Source organism: Burkholderia sp. 4M9327F10 (genome assembly GCF_005503145.1).
GTDB lineage: Bacteria > Pseudomonadota > Gammaproteobacteria > Burkholderiales > Burkholderiaceae > Paraburkholderia.
On record NZ_SCNV01000006.1, the window covers coordinates 170,304 to 195,476 of the forward strand.

A 25,173-nucleotide genomic window follows, 5' to 3' on the forward strand; every position below is an offset into this window, starting at 1 on the left:
CGAGTTCATTCGGCCTTACTTGCGCTTAAGCTGCGAAATATCCCGCACGGCGCCACGATCCGCCGAGGTAGCAAGCGCAGCGTAAGCCTGCAGCGCCTGCGACACCACGCGTTCACGGTTCGCCGGCAGCCATGCCTTGTCGCCGCGTGCCTCCATCGCCTGACGGCGGCGCGCCAATTCGTCGTTCGCCACGGCCAGATGCATCTTGCGGTTCGGAATGTCGATCTCGATCACATCGCCCTCTTCCACCAGCCCGATCGTGCCGCCTTCCGCGGCTTCCGGCGAAGCATGACCGATCACCAACCCCGACGAGCCGCCGGAGAAACGGCCATCGGTAAACAGCGCACAGGTCTTGCCCAGGCCCTTGGACTTCAGATAGGACGTGGGGTAAAGCATTTCCTGCATGCCGGGGCCGCCCTTGGGGCCTTCGTAGCGGATCACGACCACGTCGCCCGCCACGACCTTATCGCCCAGAATGGCCTCGACGGCGTCGTCCTGGCTTTCGAACACGCGCGCGCGTCCCGAGAAAACCCATTGCGATTCGTCGACGCCCGCGGTCTTGACGATGCAGCCCTTCTCCGCGAGGTTGCCGTAGAGGACGGCGAGACCGCCGTCTTTCGAATAGGCGTTCTGCTTGCTGCGGATACAGCCGCTTTTGCGGTCGGTATCGAGCGCAGCGAAGGTGGCTTCCTGGCTGAACGCGACGGTGGTCGGAATGCCGCCCGGCGCCGCGCGGAACAGCTTCTGCGCTTCTTCGCCCGCACCGCCGGCAACGTCCCACTGCGCAATCGCATTGCCCAGCGTGCCGCTATGCACGTTGCCGCACGACAGGTCCAGCAGTTCCGCACGCGCCAGTTCGCCAAGAATGCCGAGGATGCCGCCGGCACGGTGCACGTCTTCGATATGGTATTTGTCGGTGGCTGGCGCGACTTTGCACAGGCACGGCACTTTGCGCGAGATGCGATCGATATCGGACATCGTGAAATCGACGCCGCCTTCCTGCGCGGCGGCCAGCAGGTGCAACACGGTGTTGGTCGAGCCGCCCATCGCCACGTCGAGCGCCATGGCGTTTTCGAAGGCCTGCTTGCTGGCGATGCTGCGCGGCAGGACCGAGGTGTCTTCTTCCTGATAGTAACGGCGGCACAGGTCCACCACGAGGCGGCCGGCCTGTTCGAACAGGCTCTTACGCCAGGCGTGCGTGGCGACGATCGTGCCGTTGCCGGGCAACGCGAGGCCAATCGCCTCGGTCAGGCAATTCATCGAGTTCGCGGTAAACATGCCCGAGCAGGAACCGCACGTCGGGCAGGCGCTGCGCTCGATTTCCGCGACTTCCGCGTCGCTGACCCGGGAGTCGCCGGCCTTGATCATGGCGTCGATCAGGTCGATCTTGGCAATCACCTGGCCGTCCGTCGGCGATTTGATCTTGCCCGCTTCCATCGGGCCGCCGGAGACGAACACGACGGGGATGTTCAGGCGCATGGCGGCCATCAGCATGCCAGGGGTAATCTTGTCGCAATTGGAAATGCAAACCATGGCGTCCGCACAGTGCGCGTTGACCATGTATTCCACCGAGTCGGCGATCAGTTCGCGCGAGGGCAGCGAATACAGCATGCCGCCGTGGCCCATGGCAATGCCGTCATCCACCGCGATGGTGTTGAATTCCTTGGCCACACCGCCGGCCGCTTCAATTTCCTTCGCGACCAGCGCGCCCAGATCGCGCAGATGCACGTGGCCGGGGACGAACTGGGTGAACGAGTTCACCACCGCAATAATGGGCTTGCCGAAATCACCGTCCTTCATGCCGGTGGCGCGCCACAAGGCGCGGGCGCCGGCCATGTTGCGGCCATGAGTCGAGGTTCGCGAACGGTAATCAGGCATCTGTATCCTCAGGTATTGTGGTTATCAAAATTAGAATGGTGCCCAGCCCGGCCGGCAGCACCGCTGCGAACGGTGGCGGCGCGCTGGAAGCCCTCAGGCCGCGGCTGGCAGGCGCGCACGGCGGCCGTGAGCTGGGGGAAGATACGAATAGTGCAAGCGCGCCGGTGAGACGTCCAATATATTTTTCTGGCGCGATTAGGTCGTAAAAAGTATTACCACCTACCGGCGCGACTAAGGACGAATGACAGGCCAGTGGTGATCAGCACCGAAAGGCGTGGGGAACTGTGGACGAGCGACAGCCGCAAACCGGTCGTCTCGCGGGACGACGGGAGTCATGAAGCTCACGGTGCGTGGTCGCAGGAGGGTTTCCCGGATCGGGAATGGCGGACCAACATTGGCTTAAGATTGGCTTGCGTACAACAAAGCAACCAGCGCGAGCGAGGCCGCCCGTCAGACCTCGCTCAATCACGCTCACGCGCTTGGGACCGGCGATTCCGTCCGGGCGGCATGCGCATCAACATAGTCTTCCGAGTCAATGTCATACCCGGACGGCTCCCAGCGGATTGCCAGCAACACCAGTAGCGAAGTCAGCGGCGCAATCGCAATCACCCAGAACACTTTCGTCCCAAGAGCGGCCGCCAGGACCGGAAACAGGAACAGCGACACCGTCGACGCCGAACGCACCAGGGTCTGGTTGAAACCCACGCCTATGCCGCGAAGCGAGGTGGGATAGCTGAGGGAGGCATAGGTCATCGAGTGCGATCCCGGCCCGAAACCTTGCCCGAACAGATAACCACCGAGCAGCAGGATGGCCAGCACCACCAGCAGACCGCTGCCGGGCTTGCCGATCAAGGCCAGCCCGATCAGCGACGCGAACTGCAGCGAGTGCCCCAGCACGGTCATTTTCCAGGCGCCCACGGTTGGCGCGGTGCGCACGCCGATCAATCCGCCGACAAATGCGAACGCCAGATTCAGCGTCAGCGCCGCAATGATGGTCGTAAGCGGGCCTTGATGAAAGAAGCTGGCGATAATCACCGGCAAGCCGAAGATGATCGCGTTATAGCCGAACGACGACGCTGCGCCGATCGTCGCAGCGAGAATCGTACGGCTGCGGTAGGTCCGGTTGAACAGCACGCCGTAGTTGCGCCATGAGGCGGCACGCGGCGCCTTCACGGGGGTTTCGCTGCGCTCGACGACGGCGTCCACGCCATACGAGCGCTTGAGAATGCGCGCAGCCTCCTCCAGATCGCCCTGATTCGCCGCCCACACCGGCGACTCGCTAATGTAGCGGCTGCGCACGAGAATGATCACGATGGCGGGCACCGCGCCGAACGCGAGCGTCAGACGCCACAGCCAGCCCAGCTGATGCTCGGGAAGGACGGCATACAGCCCCAGAATCAGCAGATAGCAGGTGCTGGTCGCGGCATACCATGCCGGGCACCATGCCGCTACGCTGGCCGCCTTGTTTCCCTTGCCCGCCACACGCGAAAACTCGGCCAGGAACGCCATGGCCACCGGCAAATCCAGGCCGACGCCGAAGCCCATCAGAAAGCGCGCCCCTCCCAGCACCCATGCGTTCGGCGCGAGGCCCGCGGCAATCGCCGCGACCACGAAGAACAGCATGTCGGCCATGAAGACGCGATAACGGCCAATCCGGTCGGTCAGGTAACCGCCAAACAGTGCGCCAAGAATGGCGCCGAACGTGATCGCCGACGAAACGAAGCCCACCTGTACCGGCGAAAGCGAAAACTGGCGCGCGATGTCCTTGATGCCATACGCCAGCGAGGTCAGATCGTAGGCATCCAGAAAGACTCCGCCGAGCGCGATGGCAATCACAATCTTTGCGTTACTGCCTTTCGCAGCGCCCGCGTCGACGATACCCGAGACATCCTGAGCGGTGCGGATGACGCTGTGACGGGGCGCACTTTCTGTCTGTGCCGACGTATCGGCATTCGTCGAAGGAAAAGCAACGGTGGACATGATGTCGGATTTCGCACGAGTCACTGAAGCGTTGCATGGTAGCTATGCACGCAGCATCGGCAAAACGACGAATTCATATATGCAAATCTGCACTCGGCGAGGCGCCCTGCAAACCGGTCGCCCCGCGCCCCATAACCTAAACAGCAAAACGCCGATAAGCATCTGAGGATTCGTTATTGGAGCGCCCTCTTACCGGTTCTTATACTCAACCTCGGTCAGCACTCGCCAGCGAAGAGTGCCAAATCTCCACCGCAGGAATATCTAAATGAGCCTACGTCCTTTGCATGATCGCGTGATCGTCAAACGTCTCGATCAGGAGACAAAAACCGCTTCGGGCATCGTGATCCCCGAAAGCGCCGCCGAAAAACCCGATCAGGGCGAAATTCTCGCCGTCGGTCCCGGCAAGCGCGATAGCGACGGCAAGCGCATCGAACCGGACGTGAAGGTCGGCGAGCGCGTGCTGTTCGGCAAATATGCGGGCCAGCAGGTCAAGGTCGACGGCACCGATCTGCTGGTGCTGCGCGAAGAAGACATTGTCGCGGTAGTTAACCAATAACGGAGCAACACAACATGGCAGCCAAAGAAATCGTCTTTAGCGACAGCGCGCGTTCGAAACTGGTCGAAGGCGTGAACGTCCTCGCCAATGCAGTCAAGGTCACATTGGGTCCGAAGGGCCGCAATGTGGTGCTGGAGCGCACCTTCGGCGCACCGGTGGTAACCAAGGACGGCGTCTCGGTCGCCAAGGAAATCGAGCTGGCCGACAAGCTGCAGAACATCGGCGCGCAACTGGTAAAAGAGGTCGCATCGCGCACCAGCGACGCCGCCGGCGACGGCACCACGACTGCCACCGTGCTCGCCCAGGCGATTGTGCGCGAAGGCCAGAAATACGTTGCAGCGGGTCTCAATCCGCTCGACCTGAAACGCGGCATCGACAAGGCGGTGATTGCCGCCATCGACGAGCTGAAGAAGATCAGCAAGCCGACGACCACCAGCAAGGAAATCGCCCAGGTGGCGACGATCTCCGCCAACGGCGAGGAATCGATCGGCCAGCGGATCGCCGAGGCGATCGACCGCGTCGGCAAGGAAGGTGTGATTACCGTCGAAGACGGCAAGTCGCTCGCCGATGAACTGGAAGTGGTCGAAGGGCTGCAGTTCGATCGCGGCTACCTGTCGCCGTACTTCATCAACAACCAGGACAAGCAGGTTGCCATTCTCGACAACCCGTTCATCCTGCTGCACGACAAGAAGGTATCGAACATCCGCGATCTGCTACCGGTGCTGGAGCAGGTTGCCAAGGCGGGCCGCCCGCTGCTGATCATCGCCGAGGATGTCGAAGGCGAGGCGCTGGCGACGCTGGTGGTGAACAACATCCGCGGCATTCTGAAGACGGTGGCGGTCAAGGCGCCCGGCTTCGGCGACCGTCGTAAGGCGTTGCTTGAAGACATCGCGATTCTGACCGGTGGCCAGGTGATTGCCGAGGAAACCGGCCTCACGCTCGAAAAAGCAACGCTGGCCGAGTTGGGCCAGGCCAAGCGCATCGAAGTGGGCAAGGACAACACCACGGTGATCGATGGCGGCGGCGACTCGGCGACGATCGAAGCTCGCGTGAAGCAGATCCGCGTGCAGATCGAGGAAGCCACCTCCGACTACGACCGCGAAAAGCTGCAGGAACGCGTCGCCAAGCTGGCCGGCGGGGTCGCCGTGATCAAGGTGGGCGGCGCCACCGAGATCGAGGTCAAGGAGAAGAAAGACCGCGTTGACGACGCCCTGCATGCAACCCGTGCAGCCGTCGAAGAAGGCGTGGTGCCGGGCGGCGGTGTCGCGCTGATCCGCGTTCGCAACGCGATCGCCGGCCTGAAGGGCAGCAACCCGGATCAGGACGCAGGCGTGAAGATCGTGCTGCGTGCGCTCGAAGAGCCGCTGCGCCAGATCGTCTCCAATGCCGGCGAGGAAGCCAGCGTCGTAGTGGCGAAGGTCTCGCAAGGCGACGGCAACTTCGGTTACAACGCACAGACCGGTGAGTATGGCGATCTGGTCGAATCGGGCGTGCTCGATCCGACCAAGGTCACGCGCACTGCACTGCAAAACGCGGCTTCGGTTGCGGGTCTGCTGCTGACGACCGATGCCACCGTATATGAAGCGCCGAAGGATGCCGCACCGGCAGCGCCTGCCGGCGGTCCGGGTGCGGGCGGCCCGGGCTTCGACTTCTAGGCGCCGTGCTCCCACGCCGCTGATTCAGCTTCAGCGGCCTTCAAAGGTTCAAAGGGATTGTCATGCCCGCCTCGCGCGGGCATGATCGCATTGCTACTTTCTTCTGGACAGAGCCATGACCACATCGAACGCCCGCGCCGCAGAACATCCAATCGACATACAGTTTCTCAACCGCTGGTCGCCTCGCGCCTTCACGCAAGAGGTCATTCCAGAGGCAACGCTTTTGACGTTCTTCGAAGCGGCGCGCTGGGCGCCCTCCTCCTACAACTCGCAACCCTGGCGATTCGCTTACGCACGGCGCGGCACGGAACAGTGGACGCGCTTTCTCGGCTTTCTCAACGAATTCAACCAGAGCTGGGCACAGCACGCAGCGGCCATCGTGATCGTGCTGTCGAAGAGCACCTTCACGCCGCCCGGTGCGAGTGCTGAAGTGCCCGCGCCCACCCATTCGTTCGACTCAGGTGCGGCGTGGGGCTATCTCGCGCTGCAGGCGAGCCTCGCCGGATGGCATGCACACGGCCTGGCCGGCATCGAGCGTGACAAGATCCGCAAGGAACTGGCCGTCCCTGACGTGTATTCAATCGAAGCGGGGATTGCGATCGGCCGCGCAGGCGACAAGAGTGTGCTGCCGGAGGCGCTGCAGGCGCGTGAAGTGCAAAGCCCGCGCAAGCCGCTGGCTGAAATTGCCGCCGAGGGCCGTTTCGTTCCGTAATTGCACCGCGAATACGGGCCTGGAAACTGGGGCCTCTGCGGCAAATGCCGCAGAGGCCCCAGTTTCATGTGCGCTTGTTTGAGGCTGCTTGCTGGCGCTTGTTGACGTTTAAGCGGCCCACGTGGCCCAAGCGACTTAAGCGGCCCAAGTCAGGCGACTTAAGCGGTCTCGGCCGTCCGGTGTCGAAAACTCGCCGCCGCATGGCGCTCCGGCAACTGGTCGCCCTCACCGAACAGCTTGTTGCGCAGCGTACCTTCAGCGTAAGCGGTCTTATAGAGCCCGCGGTTCTGCAACTCGGGCACGACGAAATCGATGAAGTCTTCGTAACTCTCGGGCACGACAGTGCGGCTGAGGTTGAAGCCGTCCACGCCCGTTTCCTCGACCCACGCCTGCAGTTCGTCCGCAACCTGCGCGGCGGTGCCGACGATAGCCGGATAGCGCCCGCCCAGCTCGAACATTTCGAGCAGCTTGCGACGGGTCCAGCCGTGCTGCTTCGCCGTGCGTGTAGCCGATTCGATGGCGTTGGTGGGCGCATAGTCGACGGGCGCGTCGAGATCGTATTGCGCATAGTCGATACCGGTGCTGGCAGCGAAGTGCGCGAGCCCCGCTTCACGGCTGGCATAGCGCAGATAGTCCGCATACTTCTCGCGCGCCTCGCTTTCGGTTGCGCCCGTCACCACCGCCGCCCCCACGAAGACCTTGACGTCGTCCGGTTGCCGCCCGGCTTGCACCAGTTGCTCGCGCAACGTACGCACCGTCTCGCGTCCGACCGTCCGGTTCGGCGGCGAGATAAATACGCATTCGGCGTGCCGCGCCGCAAAGCGCTGACCACGCCCGGAGCTGCCCGCCTGAAACAACACCGGCGTGCGCTGCGGCGACGGCTCGGCCAGGTGGTAGCCCTCGACGTTGTAGTAGCGCCCCGCGTGCTTCACCTGATGCACGCGGGCCGGATCGGCATACACGCGGCCAGCCTTGTCGCGCAGCACCGCGCCCTGTTCCCAGCTGCCTTCCCACAGCTTGTAGAGCAGTTCGAGATACTCATCCGCACGCTCGTAACGCTCGTCGTGCGGCAGTTGCTCGTTGAGCCCCATCGCACGTGCCGCGCTGTCCAGATAGCCGGTGACGATGTTCCAGCCGATGCGCCCTTGCGTCAGATGATCGAGCGTCGAGAAGCGGCGTGCGAGCAGATAAGGCTGCTCATACGTGAGATTGACGGTCACACCGAAACCGAGATGCTCGGTCACCGCCGCCATTGCCGAGACCAGCAACGTGGGATCGTTGACCGGCAACTGGATCGACTCGCGCAACGTGACGTCAACGTTGTGCTGATACACGTCATAAACGCCCACGATATCGGCCAGAAACAGCCCGTCGAACAGGCCCCGCTCCAGCGTGCGCGCGAGGTTGGTCCAGTACGGCAGCAGGCGATAGTCCGTGGAGCGGTCGCGTGGATGCGTCCACAGGCCATGGTTGATATGGCCGACGCAGTTCATGTTGAACGCGTTGAGCAGAATCTGTTTCTTCGCCATCACAAGGCTCCATGCCGGGGCGGCAGCTTGTCGTTGAGATAGAAGTTGCCCACTGCATGATACTTCCAGCGCACCGGGTCATGCAGCGTGTGGGTGCGGGCGTTGCGCCAGAAGCGGTCGAGTCCGAGTCCATCGAGGGTGGCTGCGGTGCCGGCCAGTTCGAACAGGCGCGAGCCCGCGTCCAGCGACACGGTGGTGGTAAGCGCGCGTGCCTCGGCCACGGCAACCGACGCCTCGGCCACCGAACGGTCGCTGGGCTTCGCTTGCGCGGCATCGACAAAACGCCCCGCGCGGCGCACGAGCGCGTCCGCTGCACGCAGGCGCACCGCGAGGTCGCCGAACTGCGCAATGGTCAGCGGATCGTCGGCGGCGCGTTCGACCTTTGCATCGATCCAGGGCCGCGAACGTTCGCGCACGAACTGCAAGGCGGCATCGAAGGCGCCGCGGGCCTGGCCGAGATCGATCGCGGCGTGGATGATCTGCGCGAGCGGCCCGATGGTCGTGGCACGCTCGAACGAGACCTGAAACGGCACGACCCATTCCGGCTCGACACGCACATGCTCGAACTGTACCGAGCCGCTGCCGGTGACGCGCTGGCCGAAACCATCCCAGTCGTCCGTGACCGTGACGCCCTCCGTGTCGCGCGGAACGAAGGCCAGATAGGTGACGTCGCGCCCCTCGTCATCCGCCACCACGAGAGTGGGAATCCAGTGCGCGTAGAGCGCACCGGTGCAATAGAACTTGCGGCCGTCGATATGCCACCCATCCGCCCCACGCGTGAGCCGCGTGCGGCGCTTGAAGTCCTTGTGGCCGATTTCGGCCAGCGCATTGCCGAAGCGCTCGCCCGCCAGAACACGCTGATAGAAAAAACGCTGCTGCTCGGCGCTGCCGCCGACACGCAGCACTTCCAGCGCGTAAAAATGATTCTGCGGAATCTGTCCAAGCGAGCCGTCGGCCGCCGAGATAATCGCGGTCACTTCCGCAAGCGTGCCGTTGCGCACCCCGGCACCACCGAATTCACGCGGCACGGTGATACCCCAGAGGCCGCTCGCGACGAACGCGTCGAGTTCGTCCCATGGCAAACGTCGTTCACGATCGCGCAGCGCGGCTTCGGGCGCGAATTTCGCAGCGAGGCGCCGCGCAGTCAGTAGGGCGTGCGCGTCGTCTGCAATCAGATCGGGAGTCACCGGCGGGCGCAATCCGGCAGGCAATGGGTTCGCCGCCACGGCGCCGCGTGCTTCTACGGAAAGATCAAGAGTCATGTTTCAATTCCACGAATGACGCGCGGGCAGCACGTGATTCAGGTGATAGTTGCCAAGCAGATGCAACTTCCAGCGAACCGGATCGTGCAGCGTGTGGGTGCGTGCGTTGCGCCAATGACGGTCGAGGTTATGGGCTGCGCGCGTGGAGGCGGAGCCGGCCAGCTCGAACAGTTTTTCGCTCGCTTCCAGCGCGATGCGGGTGGTCAGGATCTTGGCTTCAGCCACTGCGACCGAGGCGCGTGCGCTGGCCTCGGCGTCGATCGATTGCGCGGCGGCGATGGCGTCGAGCGTATGCCCTGCCTCCTGCAATACCTCATGCGCGGCGTGCAGATCGATCTGCAGGCGGCCAACGTCGGCAATGATGTACGGGTCGTCGGTCGCGTGCTCGAGGCCGGAATCGACCCACGGGCGCGCGCGTTCGCGCACGAAAGCGAGCGTATCGCTGACGGCGGCCTGCGCGATACCCTGATCGATTGCCGCCTGAACCAGCTGCGAGTTGGGCCCGAACAGCCCCGGACGATCGGCGAGCTGCCAGATCGGCAGCACGTCCTGCGGATCGACCGGCACCTGCTCGAAGGTCACCGTGCCGCTTGCCGTGGTGCGTTGACCGAACGAACTCCAGTCGTCGACCACCGTCAGGCCCGCAGCATGGCGTGGCACCCAGACCTGCACGGCACGGCCTTCGTCGTCTGTCGCACGCGCCGGCACGCGATGCGCGAAGAGCGCACCGGTCGAATAGAAACGCTGGCCGTTCAGACGCAAACCGCCGGGCGTCGCGGTGAGGCGCGTCGTCCCCTGCAGAATCGTCTTGACACTCGCCGAGCGGCGCTCCGGGCCGGCATTGCCGAGCCGCAGGCCCGCCAGCACTTCGCCATAGAGACGCGCCTTTTGTGCCGGCGTGCCGATCTCGCGCAGCACACCCAACACACCGAAATGGTTCTGCGGAATCTGCCCCAGCGCCGGATCGGCAGCGCACAGGATGACAAAGACTTCCGCCAGCGTTGCATACGACACGTCGGCGCCGCCGTACTCGCGCGGCACTGTGATCGCGCCGAGTCCGCTTTCCGACCAGAGATCGAGTTCGGCCCAGGGCAGCCGGCGTTGGCGGTCGCGCTCGGCTGCACCCGCTGCGAAGCTTTCTGCCAGGGTGTGCGCGGCGGCGAGCGCTTCTGCATCATCGGCGATACGCCGTACGCGGGCTGGGTCGGGACGCCGCGGCAAGGTTGCCTCGGCAGAGGGGGATTCAGGAGTAGACATGATGGTTCGTACCGACAGAGATGACACCCGTGCGGCCGCGGCGCTTCAGCCCCTTTTGATGGAGAAGCGCACAGCCTGCCTAACGCTTGTGGCGAACAGGTTGAACCGTCTATTGGACCAGTAGAGGCTTGCCACGCCTACTATCGAATTGGAAATTGCTTATGAGAAGTTGCGGATAGCGTGCGCTCGCGTTTTTCTTATATGCCTGAGCGGAGTTAGTAACGAACGGAAAAGTATTTGCCAGCGACCACCCTGGTTACATAGCATTCGGCCATCATCAACCACATGACTACCGTGTCTCATGAATAAAAGAAACCTGCTGAAAACCGCGCTGGCCACCGTTGTGTTCGGCCTGGGTATCGCCACCTCGCAACTCTCGCTGGCGGCTCCCCAAACCCTGCGCGTCGGCATCATGTCCGGTGAAGATGAGGACGTGTGGCGCGTTGTTGCCGCGAACGCCGCCAAGCAGGGCCTCACCATCAAGATCACGACGTTCTCCGATTACACGCAACCTAATGAGGCGCTGTCGGAACACGACCTGGACGCCAATTCGTTCCAGCACAAGCCGTATCTCGACGCGCAGATCAAGGCGCGCGGCTACACGATCGTGCCGGTGGGCTATACCTATGTGCAGCCGATTGGCCTGTACTCGCGCAAGGTCAAGTCGGTGGCCGATCTTCCGGACGGCGCAACCGTCGCCGTGCCGAACGATCCGAGTAACGAAGGACGCTCGCTGCTGTTGCTGCAGGCACAGCATCTGATCACGCTGCGCCCTGACGTCGGCCTGCTGCCGACCGCCCGCGACATCGCGGACAATCCGAAGCATATCCATATCAAGGAACTCGACGCGGGCATCGTGGGCCGCGCAATCGGCGACGTGGACGCTGCCGTGATCAACACGGACTGGGCCATCAAGGCCGGCATCAAGATTCCGCAGGAGCGGATCGCACAGGAGCAGGTGAGCGGCAACCCGTACCGCAACTTCCTTGCGGTCAATGCGAAAGACGCGAACGCGCCCTGGGTGAAAACGCTCGTGCAAAGTTACCAGCAGCCTAATGTGGCTGCGGAAATCCTGAGTGTCTATCACGGCGCAACGCTGCCGGCATGGAATGAAGCGAGCCACTGAGTTCAGCGGTAACGCGCGGCCCTAGCAAGTTTCCAGAACTTCACGAACAAAACGGAGGACCGTCAAACGACGGCCCTCCGTTTCGCACAATACGCCCTGGCTCAGCACCGCGGCGGCATCAAAGCAGACCGCGGCGCCCCACCCTCACTTCTGCTGCTTCAGATACTGCTGCACATCCTTCATCGTCACCGTGCCGCTACGCGCGGTATCGATCTGATCGAAATGCGCCGCCACATAACCGAGCCCGTCGGTTTGCGCCTGGGCCTTGGTGATCGCAGCGCCATTCTGCAGCGCGCCCTCCGCACCGAGGCTGTTGACCAGACGTTGTTGCGCTTGCCGCTGCAGCGTGACACCCGTAGCAGGCGCCGCCACACCGCTGTGAGCGCGCGGAAAGAACGGACCATCGACACCGCCGCCGTTCGCCGGCACTGCATCGGAAACCGACTGCACCGACGTGGCGTAGGCGCCGGCCGCAGCGGAACACAGAACCGTCGCCGCAGCGACATACCGCAAGACAGGAATAAAACGCATGAGATGACTCGCAAGAAAAGCGAGCGGGCGACTCATCGACCGCAGCCCGCTCAATGTGAACTCAGTGTGAGCTTAAGGCGCAACTTTCATTGCGGTAAGCGTCGGCGTCCCAGCCGGACTTTCGTCTGACCACGCCGGGGGCAGATTGGCGAGCGACAGTGCGCCACCGATCGGTGTACCGGCAAAGTAAGACTTCAGGTCTGCCTTCATCTGCGGCCGCGCGTTGTTGTCCAGATAGATCATGTGGCCGCCCGGATAGAACGTGACCTGCAGGTTCGCATTCAGGCCCGAGACCGTCTGCAGACGCGCCAACTGGTTCTCGGTCAGAAAATACGGAGTCGCCAGATCGTGATAACCGTTCTCCGACAGCACCTTCAACTGCGGATTCAGCGTAAGCGCCGCCAGCAGATCGGGAATCGTATCGGGCACCGCCTGGCCGCCATGGCTGAAGTCCCACGAGCCGATGATGTCGTTATTCAACGTCTGGTACGTGGCATTCGGCGCGTTGTAGCCGAGATACGCCGGCATCTGCGTGGCAAGCGCCGTGGTGAACGGCTGCGAGATCAGGATGTCCGACGGGTCCGAGTCGGCCTGCAGGCGCGGATCGCTGCTCGGCAGTGAGACACGGCCGTCGTAGCGCCCGATCGTCGAACCCGGCACCAGCGCCGTGCCGTAGTACGCGCTGCCGAAGTACGCATTCAGCGCCTGCTGCGACATGCTGGTGAGGCTCGACCACGATGCAATCGTGTTGTTGCTGGGGAAAACCGGCGGGGTGGTGAGTACCGGCGAGCCGGCAAAGTTGTTGCTCGGACCGTACTGGGCGAGCGACGCATACTGCGTGGTCACGAAACTCTGGATCTGCTGCGCGTACGCGCCCAGATTGACCGGCGCCGGCGAGACCTGGTTGAAGTACGCTGCAACCTGCGCATAGGTCACGAAGTAACCGATCATCGAATCCGTGCTGTACTTCAGCTCGATCGGATAGTCGCTGGCGTTATTGTTCGTGATGGCGTTCGTTTCGCCCACGTCCGCGAAGTAGTTCAGGATCGACGATTGCAGCACGATCCCGGTCAGATGAACCCCGGCCGACTCCAGCGAAAGCGCCAGCATGTTGGTGCGCGGCGTGCCATACGATTCGCCGTACAGATAGACCGGCGAACTGTTGCGGTTGTTCACCGTCAGATAGCGCTGGATGAAATCGCGCATCACCCGCACATCCGGATCGGCGCCCCAGAAGGTCTGGTTGGTATTCGGCGCAATCGCTTCGGACAGGCCGGTCCCCGGGGGATCGATAAACACCATGTCAGTGGTGTCGATCAGGCTTTCCTGGTTGTCGACCAGCGGAAAATTCGGCCAGTTGGTCATCTGCGGGTCGGGCGTCGCGACGCGCGTCGGCGCGAACGAACCGAGCCGCAGCCAGACGGACGACGAACCGGGGCCGCCGTTGTAGAAGAAAGTAACCGGACGCGGTGCGCCGTTGGCCGACGGGGCGGTGTATGCCACATACGACATGGTCGCCTGCGGATTGCCGTTCGGATCGCTGGCGGTCAGGTGACCGGTGGTCGTGGTGTAGTTGACCGTCGTGCCGCCGGCGCTCCATTGATGATGCGTCACGGCGGCCTTTTCGGCAACCTGCGCGGCGCTCAGGCTGTCGCCGCCCTTGGGCGAATACGCGACCGGATCGGTGAAGGTCTGGTCAGCCTGAGTCGGCGTATCGTTGCTGCCGCTGACGCTGCCCCCGCAACCCGCGGTCACAAGAATCCCGGCAGTCAACGCCACTTCCGCGACGCGCCGGATCGGCCCCGCCCAGACGGCAGGCATTGCACGTTGTGTCTCTTTCATCTTCATCCTGGTTATGGTGATACGAAACAACCCCTGTACTGCTTTGACAGCTCCTGCTGCGTGCTACTGATTAGTCATCCCAGGCATCCATGGATCCGGATGCCTGGGATGGGCACAACTCGATCTGCATGAAGCTTGTGGTGAGTGGCCGGGTTACGCGGTCGCCGACGATCCCGACAGCAGCGACCACCAGCTATGGAACAGGCTTGCGATCATGCTGAACAGATCCGCCGGGCTGCCGGTGTCGTTGCTGTCCGCGTTGCCGCTCGAGGCGATGGCCGGCGCCGAACCGAAGTCCGTGTTCAGCTCCGCGATATTGAAGCTGCCCCAGCCGGTGTCGAAGTCAAAGCCCGTGGTGGCGCTATAGCCATACGTGACACCGCCTTGCGTGATGCCGTTGTTGCCGGAGACGACGCTATGTATCAGGCTCGGGTCGGCGGGAGCCTTGCTGTAGATCGTCGAGGCGGGGAACGCCAGGCCGTTGTTGTTGGCCGACTGCACACGCGCCCAGATGCCGGAGAAAATCGGCGCAGCGAGGCTCGTGCCGCCCACCACGTTCGGATCGTTCGGACCGTAGCCGGGGATCGTGCCCGTGGTTTGCCCCTGATAGACGAGGATCGCGCCGCTGGCATTGTCTGCATCGAAGCCGATATCCGGCACGGTGCGCTGCTGATTGCCGGTGACAGCCGACTGCCAGCTCGGTGCGGTTTCGTACTGGCTGATCCCGCCGCCGGTTGCCCACAGCGCGCCGTTGCTGTCGAGGCCGGAGTTCCAGACGGTTTCATGGTCGTACTGGCCGTTGTTCGTGTAGAGCGATGTACCGCCCACCGCAATCACGTAGGGGGAGGTGGCCGGTTCGCCGACGCTATACGTGCTCAGGTTCGACGGCGGCACGCCGTTCTGGCATTCGTACACGCCGTGGTCTCCTGCCGCGACCGAGAAGGTCTGCCCTTGCGCCATGCCCACCTTGAAGATGGCATCATCGGCAGACTGCGAGCCGCCTTGCTGGGCGTCGGCTTCGCAGACCCCCAGCGACACGTTGATCACCTTGGCGACGTTATCGGAGACGGCCTGGTTATAGGCGGCCGTGATGTCGCTAAGATTCATCGAGGGCGCGTCATAGAACATCAGCTGGTTGACCGCGCCACCCGCGGCGCCGACGATCGACTGGCTGTCGAGGTTCCATTCCACCGTGCCGGAGGTGTCGCTGTAGTCGCTGCCGGACGCACCCGTTTGCACGACATTGGTCGATACCGTACCGAGCGAGTTGTTGCTGGTGAAGGTCTGCAGATCTGATAAGGTCTGCGTAAGATCGCCTTCAGAAATAATGCCGATGGTCGTGCTCGAGGCCGTCGGCGTGCTGCCGGCGCCATACAGGCTCGAAAATTCGACCGGATTGTGCGGGGTCACGACCGCCTGAGCGGATTGAGCGGTCTGGGCAGCGCTCCTGCGTGCCGGCAGGTCCACGCTCGCGCCCGGCTGCGCCGGCCTCGCAAGGTGATAGTTGGTATGCGCGGTCACGACGTTCTGCAAACCCAGCACCGTATCGACCACATCGGCCAATGCCGACGGCACCTGCGCATCGCTCGAGTTGGCGTAGACCTGGCGGCCGGCGTCGTTAAACTGCACGAGGCTGGTGTTGAACGCCGTTCTTGCCGTCGCTGCCGTACCGTCGGCGGTCACCAGCATCCGGTTCTTCGCCACCTTGACGTTGGTGAAGCCGGCCTGAGTCAGATATTGCTGGACTGCCGCCACTTGCGCCTCGGTCGGCGCGTAGGTGTCCAGCACCTGCTGCGGGCTCAGGTATTGACGGAAATTCGGGCTGCCGGGTTGATTGACTTCGTGAATAAACTTTTCCAGCGCCTGCTGGTTACGCAGTTTCAGCGTAACGACGACGTGTAACGGCTTATTCGCCGCCGCCTCGGTGCCTGCATTCGAGGTAGCCAGCGGCGCAAGCAATGCGCCATTTTCCGGGGTATTTTTTTGCGGCGCAATAAATGCGCGGGTTTTAGTGGAAATCCAGTCTTGCGGATTGACCTGGGCGTGAACTGCCGGAGTCAGCAGACCGGTTGAAGATAATCCGATTAACGATAAAACCGAGATACGACGTGTTGTTGTCGAAAAGCGCGTAACAAAAGACGATGCCGTTAATGGCATAATGCCTCCTCGTGAGAACAAGCGGCCACCTGCTGACCAGCACGGTAGTGCCGGGCTAACAAAATGTACTGGATTGCGTGCGATACACGTTCTCCGTCACACCTATCCCCGAAGCTTGTAATTTTTTGTAATGCGAATCTTAGCCGAATTGCCTTAGCTGACAAGACGTCAATAAAGATTTTACATACGTAAAATAATCATTCGCTTTGAATAACCGCACGCTTTACAATTGATAATCACACGGATTTTATTCTTTCTGAATAATCGGTTTTAAATTCCGATACCCGGGTAATCCCGCATGCAATGATTACCTTGTCATTTCCGATCAGTAATGTGGCGCAAGAAGATTCGCCTGAACGGGCACTGCCGCCACAGCGGGTGAAGCCGCGGAAATGCGTCCGTCCGGCCCACCGCCCGCCGGCCTGCCCGCCCGGTAGCCTAATCTGGCACAATTTACCCCCACTATTCATCCGATGGCCCTTCCCGCCACCGGTGTAGCGTCATATGCTTGGCCGAACATGCTTGGCCGAATCGGGCGAATCCGTGCGTTCCGCGCGGCGCCCGCGTATCAATCCGTCAGAGAGGCATCGAACATGGCCACCGTCACGCCACGCGCAAGCAACGCAAATCTGTCGGGCTTGCTCAGCAGCGGCAGGCTCACCCTTGGCGCGCGCATCGTACTCAGCTTCGGCGCGCTATTCCTGCTCATGGTCGTGATGGCCGTGATTTCCTATACGCGTCTGCGCTCCATCGACGACGAGGCGCTCAGCCTGCGCCGCGACTCCGTGCCGGGCCTGTACTACGCCACGGCGCTGCGCGCGGCCTCGAACGAAAGCTATGTCACGCTCGAACGGGCCATCTTCGTCGATACGGACGAGCCCAGCATGATGCACGACCTCGACCTCGTTCCCGACGTCCTGCGCCACTTCGACAAGGCCACCGCCGACTACCAGGGCACGGTCTTTCGCGAAGACGACCGCGAGCACTTCAACAGCTTCAAGGCCGCCTACGACCAGTACATCCAGCTTTTCAACGAGGCGGTGACCCATGCCCGCACCTCGCGGACGACCGCCCAGGCGGATTTCATCCGCCTGACGCCCACATGGAACAACGTGATTCGCGCCGCCAACGTCCTCGTCGCCGAAAACCACACCCAGGCCGACGACTCGGCCGAGCTGATCCGCAGCTCGGTCACCGGCACCGAAATCACGCTTGCCACCGCCCTGGGTATCGTGCTGCTGGTCGCGCTCATGACCGGCTATGCGCTGTTCCGCGCAGTCACGGTGCCGATGGCGCGGCTCGTCGAAGTGCTCGACATCATGCGCACCGGCAATCTGGCGCAGCGTCTGAACCTGCGCCGCAGCGACGAGTTCGGCACGCTGGAGAACGGTTTCAACCGCATGGCCGAAGAACTGACGAGCCTCGTTTCACAGGCGCAGAAGTCGTCGCTGCAGGTCACGACCTCGGTCACCGAGATCGCCGCCACCTCCAAGGAACAGCAGGCCACGGCAAGCGAAACGGCCGCAACCACGACCGAGATCGGCGCGACATCCCGCGAAATCTTTGCGACCTCGCGCGACCTGCTGCGCACGATGAATGAAGTGGCCGACGTAGCGGAGCAGTCGGCGACGCTCGCGGGCGCGAGCCAAAGCGGCCTGACGCGCATGGAAGACACCATGCGCAGCGTGATGGAAGCAGCCGGCTCGGTTAACGCCAAGCTGTCGATCCTCAACGAGAAGGCTGTCAATATCAATCAGGTGGTGGCAACCATCACCAAAGTGGCCGATCAGACCAACCTGCTGTCGCTGAACGCCGCCATCGAGGCCGAAAAGGCCGGCGAATACGGGCGCGGGTTCGCCGTTGTCGCCACGGAAATCCGCCGGCTTGCCGACCAGACCGCAGTGGCGACCTACGATATCGAGCAGACGGTCAAGGAAATCCAGTCGGCCGTTTCAGCCGGCGTGATGGGCATGGACAAGTTCTCCGAGGAAGTGCGCCGCGGCATGCGCGACGTGCAACTGGTGGGCGGCCAGCTCTCGCAGATCATCAACGAAGTGCAGACGCTCGCGCCGCGCTTCCAGCTGGTCAACGAAGGCATGCAGACCCAGGCCACCAGCGCGGAGCAGATCACCCAGGCGTTGTCGCAACTGTCCGAGGCCGCGCAGCAAACGGCGGAGTCGCTGCGTCAGTCGTCGCAGGCGATCGACGACCTGACGCTGGTCGCCAACCAGTTGCGCACCGGGGTGTCGCGCTTCAAGATCGACGCGTGACAGACGCCTTGTACGCCGTGCACGCCTCGTCCATCTCACGCTAAACACGGGCCATCGCGATGCTCTTCCTCCTGTTCGATCTGGACGGCGACCGCTACGCGCTCGATGCGGCCGGGATTGCCGAGGTGCTGGCGCTCGCCCCCACCAAGTCGGTTCCCGGCGCGCCCGCATGGGTGGCCGGAATGTTCGAGCGGCACGGCGAACCGGTGCCGGTGATCGACGTGTCGCAACTCGCGCTCGGGCGCCCTGCCCGCCAGCTTCGTTCCACCCGCCTCGTGCTGGTCCAGTACCGTGCGCTGGAGGCGCAGCCCCGCGCCGCGCACGATGGCAGCGACGAAACGCAGGGACAGGCGGTGCCGCGTCTGCTTGGGCTGATCGTCGAACGCGCCACGCAGACGCGGCGCATCGAACGCGAGCGTTTCGCGGATAGCGGCCTCGCCACGCCGCACGCGCGCTGGCTCGGCCCGGTCGCGAACGACGGCATGGGCCTCGTGCAATGGGTCGATGTGCAGGAGATGCTTGGCGAGGATGTGAAGGCCCTGCTGTTTCCGCCCGCCGCTGCGCCACAACCGTTGGCGTCGCTGTGACGAGCGCCCTGAACTGCAACCCGAGCGAGTTCCTGAACCACAACCCGCATAGCTATCCGACGCGCCCCATGAATGCCACCGACCCATGCTTCGAAGCCTGGCTCTCGCAAGAGACCGGGATCGACGCGTCCTCGCTCGGCATCAACGCGCTGGAGCGCGCCATCCTGGAGCGCGTGCGCGTCACGCAGCCGGCCGGCTCCGCTGCGGGTCTCGCGCACGGCGCGGTGGACGCCTACTGGCAATTGCTCAACAGCTCGCCGGATGAACGCCTCGCGCTCGTCGAAGTGCTGGTGGTGCCCGAAACCTGGTTCTTCCGTGACCGCGAGGCGTTTGTCGCGCTCGCGCGGCTCGCCAATGAAAAGCTGGTGCGCGATCCGTCGCGCGTGCTGCGCGTGCTGAGCGTGCCGTGCTCGAGCGGCGAGGAGCCGTATTCGATGGCCATGGCGCTGTTCGACGCGGGAATCGGAGCGGAGCGCTTTACGATCGACGCGCTCGACATCAGCGCCCGCGCGATTGAGCTGGCGCAGCAGGCCGTCTACGGACGCAATTCGTTTCGTGGCGGCGAATACGCGTTCCGCGACCGCCATTTCACCCCAGGCGACGGAGGATGGGTGCTCAACGAACGCATCCGGCAAGCCGTGCGCTTTGCGCAGGCGAATCTGTTCGAGCCGTCGTCCAGCGCCGGCGCACGCTATGATTTTATTTTTTGCCGCAACGTGCTGATCTATTTTCACCGCGACGCCCAGGATCGCGCCATCCATCTGCTCGATGGGCGGCTGGCTGACGGCGGCACGATCTTCGTCGGACCTGCCGAAACCGGCTTGATGATGCGCCATACCCTGAGTTCGGCGCGTATCCCGCTGGCATTCGCATTTCAGCGCATGCCGCCCGACGAGGCGGCGCAGCCGCGCTTCACGCTGTTCGGCAAGGCCGCGAATCCTGGTGCGGCGGCGGGCTATGCAGCAGGCTACGCGGCAGGCGCAGCGCCTGGCGGCATGGACGGCACGGTCGACATAGCGGGCAACGATGCTTTCGGCAAAACGCTGCCACTGCCGTTCATGCAAGCGTCAAACGCCGTTTTGCCCGCGGGGGAGCCCGCCGCCAACCCGCCAACCCTGAAACCGGCCCGTGCTGCGCCGCGCACGCCAAAGACCGCGTCTGCCCACAGCCGCGCGACGCCGGTCCTCTCGCCTACGCCAACGGTGTCGCTGGAGGAGGCGCGCCGGCTCGCCGACGCCGGCCAGTTCGACAAGGCGGAGCGTGTAGCACAAGAGTTCGCCATCGTGAACGGGCCGCACGCCGAGGCGTTTTACCTGCTCGGCCTGATCGCCGACGCCCAAAGCCACAGCGCCGACGCCAGCGACTATTACCGCAAGACGCTCTACCTCGAGCCCGGGCACTACGAAGCGCTCACGCATCTGGCGGCGCTGCTCGAAGTAACCGGCGACAGCGCCGGGGCACAGCAACTCATGCGGCGCGCGCAGCGTGCCGCCGCAAAAGCCGCGCCGCCTGACGACGCGCCCCTGAACTCACCACGAGGCGCGCATGGCTCACGGCGCCATTGAGACGGCAGGCGTGATCGCCTTCGTCGACGATTGCTGGAATCGCATTGGCACGCGCGGCGACAAGTCGTGCCCGAAGCTGGTCGAGCATTTCCGTTGCCTGAACTGCCCGGTGTTCGCCCAGGCGGCAGCGCGGCTGCTCGATCGTCCGTTCAGCGACGCGGATCTCGCCGAATCGGCGGCTGAATCCGCTCAAACGACGCCACCGGATCTGTTGCGCGGGAAGGTGAGCCCCGGGCTGGAGACGTCCGCGGTCCCAGACGACTCGACCGCCAGCCACGCTGCGCTGGTGTTTCGGATTGCCGAAGAATGGCTCGCCCTGCCGGCCGCCGCGCTGCGCCAGGTGGATAACATTCGCCCGATTCACTCCTTGCCGCACCGGCGCAATCGCATCGTGCTCGGGCTCGTCAATATCCGCGGCGCCCTGACTGTGGCTGCGTCGCTCGGCGAGCTGCTGCATCTGGATCGCACGGCCGGCGGCAAATACGCGGCGCGCAACAGTTACGCGCGCATGCTGGTGGCCGCACACCGCGGCGAGGCGGTCGCCTTCCCCGTCGACGAGGTCGAAGGCGTGGTGCGCTTTGCCGCCGACGCGCTGCTGCCGGTGCCGACCACCCTGGCGCACACCAGCGCCTCGCATGCGCGCGGTGTGCTGGTCTGGCGCGAGCGCACCGTCGGCCTGCTCGACACCGACCGCGTGTTCGAATCGCTCGCCCGGAGTTTGCGATGAGTCTCGACGACGATCTGAGCCGCCGTTCATTACTCGACCTGTTCCGCGAGGAGGCGCAGACGCAAACACGCGTGCTCTCCGGCGGCTTGCTCGCGCTCGAACATGCGCCGAGCGACGCGGCGCAACTGGAGGCGTGCATGCGCGCCGCGCACTCGCTGAAGGGCGCGGCGCGCATCATCGGCCTGCAGGATGGCGTGGACATCGCGCATCTGATGGAAGAGTGCTTCGTGGCAGCGCAACGCGGCGCGTTGCAGCTCTCGGCTGCCCATATCGACGAGCTGCTGCGCGGGGTCGACCTGCTGTTGCGCGCCGGCGAGGCGGACCCGGCGGGTGCGCTCACGCGGGCCGAAGTCGACGCGTTCGTGGCGCGCCTTGCGGCCTTCAGCGCCGTGCCTGGCGCTGCGCCTGGCGGGTCCGAACACGCCGGAGCCGGGCAGGATTGGAGCGCCCTGCTCGCCGCGAATGCGCTGGCGGAGCCAGCCGCAAACCCATTCGCAAACTCATTCGCAAACTCATTCGCCAACCCATTCGCCAACCCATTCGCAGACCCATCGGCGAACCCGGACGACGACGCGACCATGCGCGCCGCGCTCGCCATCCTCGGCGCCGACGCGGCCAAGCTGTCGGCCAGCCCTGCCGCGACAGCGCCCGCCATGGAAGAACCCGCCAGCGAATTTCCGGCCGGCGGAGCACCGGCGGCAGAGCCGCCGCTTACGCCGGCCCCGTCGACGGCCCCGCCCGTCGCCGGCTTCAGCGCTGCGCAAAATCTGCACGGCGCCCGCGATCCGGAGCGCATGCTGCGCGTGCGCGCCGACAATCTCGACCGGCTGCTGAGCCTGTCGGGCGAGTCGCTGGTCGAATCGCGCTGGCTCAAACCGTTTGCCGAATCGTTGCTGCGCGTCAAGCGCACCCACCGCGACGCGGCACGCGCGCTCGACACCTGTTACGAAACGCTCGCCGAACGCCTCGAACCGCAGGCGCTCGCCGCGCTCGACGCCGTGCGGCAAACGCTCGGCACCATGCAGCATCTGCTCGCCACGCGCATCGACGAGCTCGACCGGTTCGATCGCCGCAGCAGCCATCTCGCACAGCAGCTCTACGACGAGGCGCTGCAATGCCGCATGCGTCCGTTCGGCGACGCGACCCACGCGTATCCGCGCATCGTGCGCGACCTTGCGCGCTCGCTCGGCAAGCGCGTGCGCTTTTCGATTGTGGGCGAATCCACCCAGATCGACCGCGACATCCTCGACATGCTCGATGCGCCGCTTGGCCATCTGCTGCGCAACGCACTCGACCACGGCGTGGAAGCGCCCGAGGTGCGTCTCGCCCGCGGCAAGTCCGCCGAAGCCACGCTGACGCTGGAAGCCCGCCATAGCGCCGGCAAGTTGCTGATCAGCGTCAGCGACGACGGCTCCGGGGTCGACCTCGACGCCCTGCGCGACGCAATCGTGCGCCGCCAACTGGCGGACTGGGAAACCGCGGCGCGCCTCTCGGATCAGGAACTGCTCGATTTTCTGCTGCTGCCGGGCTTCTCGATGCGCGCTCATGTGACCGACGTTTCAGGCCGCGGCGTCGGACTCGATGCCGTGCATGAGATGGTCAAGGCGGTACGCGGCACCGTGCGCATCGTCACGGAACCCGGCCATGGCACGCGCTTCGTGCTGCAGTTGCCGCTCACGCTCTCGGTGATCCGCAGCCTGCTGGTCGAGGTCGGCGGCGAGGCCTATGCGTTCCCGCTGGCTCATGTACGCCGCACGCTGGAACTGGCCCGTGGCGGCATCGACATGCTCGAGGGGCAGCAGCATTTCTCCTTCGACAACCGGCCCGTCGGCCTCGTCACCGCGCACCAGTTGCTCGGCACCGATGCGCCGGACGAGACGCGCGCCAATGTCGCGGTGGTCGTGATCGGCGACGAGCGCGGCACCTACGGCGTCGCCGTCGACCGCTTTCTCGGCGAGCGCACGCTGGTGGTCCAGCCGCTAGACAGCCGCCTCGGCAAGATCAAGGACATTGCCGCCGGCGCGTTGATGGAAAATGGCGAGGCGGTGCTGATCGTCGATGTCGAAGACCTGCTACGCTCGGTCGACAAGCTCGTGCGCGGCGGCCAGCTCGACAAGGTGCAGCGCGCGCACGGCGTCGCCGCACGCACCCGCAAGCACGTGCTGGTGGTGGAAGATTCGCTGACGGTGCGCGAACTCGAACGCAAGCTGCTGGAGAAGCGCGGCTATACGGTCACCGTCGCGGTGGACGGCATGGACGGCTGGAATGCGCTACGCAACACGCACTACGACCTGGTGGTCACCGACATCGACATGCCGCGCATGGACGGCATCGAACTGGTCACGCTGATCAAGCGCGACGCACTGCTCAAATCCGTGCCGGTGATGATCGTTTCGTATAAGGATCGCGACGAAGATCGCCGCCGGGGACTCGAAGCCGGTGCCGATTATTATCTTGCCAAGGGCAGCTTCCACGACGAAGCGCTGCTCGATGCGGTGCACGACCTGATCGGAGAAGCCCATACATGAACATCGGCATCGTCAACGACTTGCCGCTTGCGGTGGAAGCCATGCGCCGCGCGATCGCCTTGCGGCCCGAGCATCGCGTGCTATGGGTTGCCACCGACGGCGCCCAGGCGGTGGACTTCTGTCTCGCGCAGCCGCCCGACGTGGTGCTGATGGACCTGATCATGCCGAAGTTCGACGGCGTCGAGGCGACACGCCGCATCATGGCGCAGGCGCCCTGCGCGATTCTCGTTGTGACGAGCAGCGTCGGCGCCAACGCGTGGCGGGTCTACGAAGCGATGGGCGCAGGCGCGCTCGATGCGGTCGACACCCCGACGCTCGCCGACATTCGCCTCGCCGACGCCGCCCAGCCGTTGCTCGCCAAGATCGACCAGATCGGCCGCCTGCTCGACAAGCCGGTCGTCACGGCCGCGCCGCGGCCAGGCGCGAGCACCTCGCGCGGCGCACCCACGCTGATCGCGATCGGCGCCTCCGCCGGCGGCCCCAGCGCCCTCGCGGCGCTGCTCGGCAAGCTGCCGGCCGATTTCCCCGGCGCCATCGTGATCGTGCAGCACGTCGACAAGGCGTTTGCCGAGGGCATGGCCCAATGGCTCGACGGCCAGAGCCCGCTGAAAGTGCGTGTCGCCGTTCACGGCGACCAGCCCACCCGCGGCGAAGCCCTGCTGGCCGCGACCAACGACCATCTGCAACTGACCCGCAACGGCACGCTCGGCTACACCGGCGAGCCGTCCGCGACACCCTACCGCCCCTCTGTCGACGTGTTTTTTCATAGCGTGGTCGAGCACTGGCGCGGCGAGGCCATCGGCGTGCTGCTCACCGGCATGGGCCGCGACGGCGCCATCGGACTCAAGGCGATGCGCGCGAAGAGCTACCTGACGATCGCCCAGGACGAGGCCAGTTGCGCGGTCTACGGCATGCCGAAGGCCGCTGCCGCACTCGACGCGGCGCGCCGGATCCTACCGCTTGGCAGCATTGCGGCGGAATTGACGGCGAACGTCAAACGATGAGAATGGG

General features: G+C 64.2%; 18 protein-coding genes. 10 read left to right on the top strand and 8 right to left on the bottom strand.

All coding sequences use genetic code 11. The features are described 5' to 3' along the window. Positions 1–15: 15 nt before the first annotated feature. Positions 16–1,878: a dihydroxy-acid dehydratase gene (gene ilvD, locus FFS45_RS09075; RefSeq protein ID WP_137954290.1), complete on the bottom strand. Its 1,863-nt coding sequence runs from the start codon at positions 1,876–1,878 to the stop codon at positions 16–18. A gap of 471 nt (positions 1,879–2,349) precedes the next feature. Further along, positions 2,350–3,858 (bottom strand): MFS transporter, encoded by a 1,509-nt coding sequence (locus FFS45_RS09085; protein ID WP_137954291.1) that lies wholly within the window; start codon positions 3,856–3,858, stop codon positions 2,350–2,352. 265 nt (positions 3,859–4,123) lie between these two features. Between FFS45_RS09085 and groES the strand changes: the two genes are divergently transcribed. From groES to FFS45_RS09100, 3 genes are all read left to right on the top strand, one after another. Beyond that, on the top strand, positions 4,124–4,414 hold the full coding sequence (gene groES / locus FFS45_RS09090) for a co-chaperone GroES (protein ID WP_137954292.1): 291 nt from the start codon (positions 4,124–4,126) through the stop codon (positions 4,412–4,414). Between the two features lie 14 nt (positions 4,415–4,428). After that, entirely contained in the window at positions 4,429–6,069 is a 1,641-nt protein-coding gene (gene groL / locus FFS45_RS09095; RefSeq protein ID WP_137954293.1) for a chaperonin GroEL, read from the top strand. A gap of 115 nt (positions 6,070–6,184) precedes the next feature. Next, positions 6,185–6,781 (top strand): nitroreductase family protein, encoded by a 597-nt coding sequence (locus FFS45_RS09100; RefSeq protein ID WP_137954294.1) that lies wholly within the window; start codon positions 6,185–6,187, stop codon positions 6,779–6,781. Positions 6,782–6,939: 158 nt separating this feature from the next. Here FFS45_RS09100 and FFS45_RS09105 read toward each other — a convergent pair whose 3' ends face one another. From FFS45_RS09105 to FFS45_RS09115, 3 genes are read right to left on the bottom strand one after another with little or no spacing between them, the layout of a single operon-like run. Beyond that, positions 6,940–8,310, bottom strand: coding sequence for an LLM class flavin-dependent oxidoreductase (locus FFS45_RS09105; RefSeq protein ID WP_137954295.1), 1,371 nt, complete (start codon positions 8,308–8,310; stop codon positions 6,940–6,942). Next, entirely contained in the window at positions 8,310–9,572 is a 1,263-nt protein-coding gene (locus FFS45_RS09110) for an SfnB family sulfur acquisition oxidoreductase (protein ID WP_137954296.1), read from the bottom strand. Before FFS45_RS09110 ends, FFS45_RS09105 begins: the two co-directional genes overlap by 1 nt. Positions 9,573–9,575: 3 nt before the next feature. Then, complete coding sequence (locus FFS45_RS09115) at positions 9,576–10,829, bottom strand: SfnB family sulfur acquisition oxidoreductase (RefSeq protein WP_137954297.1); 1,254 nt, start codon at positions 10,827–10,829, stop codon at positions 9,576–9,578. 301 nt (positions 10,830–11,130) lie between these two features. On the opposite strand from FFS45_RS09115, the gene FFS45_RS09120 reads away from it, so the two are divergent. Beyond that, entirely contained in the window at positions 11,131–11,955 is an 825-nt protein-coding gene (locus tag FFS45_RS09120; protein ID WP_137954298.1) for a MetQ/NlpA family lipoprotein, read from the top strand. Positions 11,956–12,099: 144 nt separating this feature from the next. Here the strand turns inward: FFS45_RS09120 and FFS45_RS09125 are convergent, their stop codons facing one another. From FFS45_RS09125 to FFS45_RS09135, 3 genes are all read right to left on the bottom strand, one after another. Continuing rightward, positions 12,100–12,486, bottom strand: coding sequence for a hypothetical protein (locus FFS45_RS09125; protein ID WP_137954299.1), 387 nt, complete (start codon positions 12,484–12,486; stop codon positions 12,100–12,102). Between the two features lie 72 nt (positions 12,487–12,558). Beyond that, entirely contained in the window at positions 12,559–14,307 is a 1,749-nt protein-coding gene (locus FFS45_RS09130) for a peptidase S10 (RefSeq protein ID WP_137954360.1), read from the bottom strand. A gap of 174 nt (positions 14,308–14,481) precedes the next feature. Further along, entirely contained in the window at positions 14,482–16,287 is a 1,806-nt protein-coding gene (locus FFS45_RS09135) for a S53 family serine peptidase (protein WP_249362732.1), read from the bottom strand. 791 nt (positions 16,288–17,078) lie between these two features. Between FFS45_RS09135 and FFS45_RS09140 the strand changes: the two genes are divergently transcribed. From FFS45_RS09140 to FFS45_RS09165, 6 genes are all read left to right on the top strand, one after another. Further along, positions 17,079–18,755, top strand: coding sequence for a methyl-accepting chemotaxis protein (locus FFS45_RS09140; RefSeq protein WP_137954301.1), 1,677 nt, complete (start codon positions 17,079–17,081; stop codon positions 18,753–18,755). A gap of 59 nt (positions 18,756–18,814) precedes the next feature. Next, positions 18,815–19,342, top strand: coding sequence for a chemotaxis protein CheW (locus FFS45_RS09145; RefSeq protein ID WP_137954302.1), 528 nt, complete (start codon positions 18,815–18,817; stop codon positions 19,340–19,342). A 68-nt stretch (positions 19,343–19,410) separates the two neighbouring features. Beyond that, positions 19,411–20,907: a protein-glutamate O-methyltransferase CheR gene (locus FFS45_RS09150; protein ID WP_137954361.1), complete on the top strand. Its 1,497-nt coding sequence runs from the start codon at positions 19,411–19,413 to the stop codon at positions 20,905–20,907. Then, positions 20,888–21,634, top strand: coding sequence for a chemotaxis protein CheW (locus FFS45_RS09155; protein ID WP_137954303.1), 747 nt, complete (start codon positions 20,888–20,890; stop codon positions 21,632–21,634). Before FFS45_RS09150 ends, FFS45_RS09155 begins: the two co-directional genes overlap by 20 nt. Beyond that, positions 21,631–24,162, top strand: coding sequence for a hybrid sensor histidine kinase/response regulator (locus FFS45_RS09160; protein ID WP_137954304.1), 2,532 nt, complete (start codon positions 21,631–21,633; stop codon positions 24,160–24,162). The genes FFS45_RS09155 and FFS45_RS09160 overlap by 4 nt, the downstream gene beginning before the upstream one ends. Further along, positions 24,159–25,166 carry a chemotaxis response regulator protein-glutamate methylesterase gene (locus FFS45_RS09165; protein WP_137954305.1) on the top strand — a complete coding sequence of 336 codons (1,008 nt, stop codon included), beginning with the start codon at positions 24,159–24,161 and terminating at the stop codon, positions 25,164–25,166. Before FFS45_RS09160 ends, FFS45_RS09165 begins: the two co-directional genes overlap by 4 nt. Positions 25,167–25,173 lie beyond the last annotated feature (7 nt).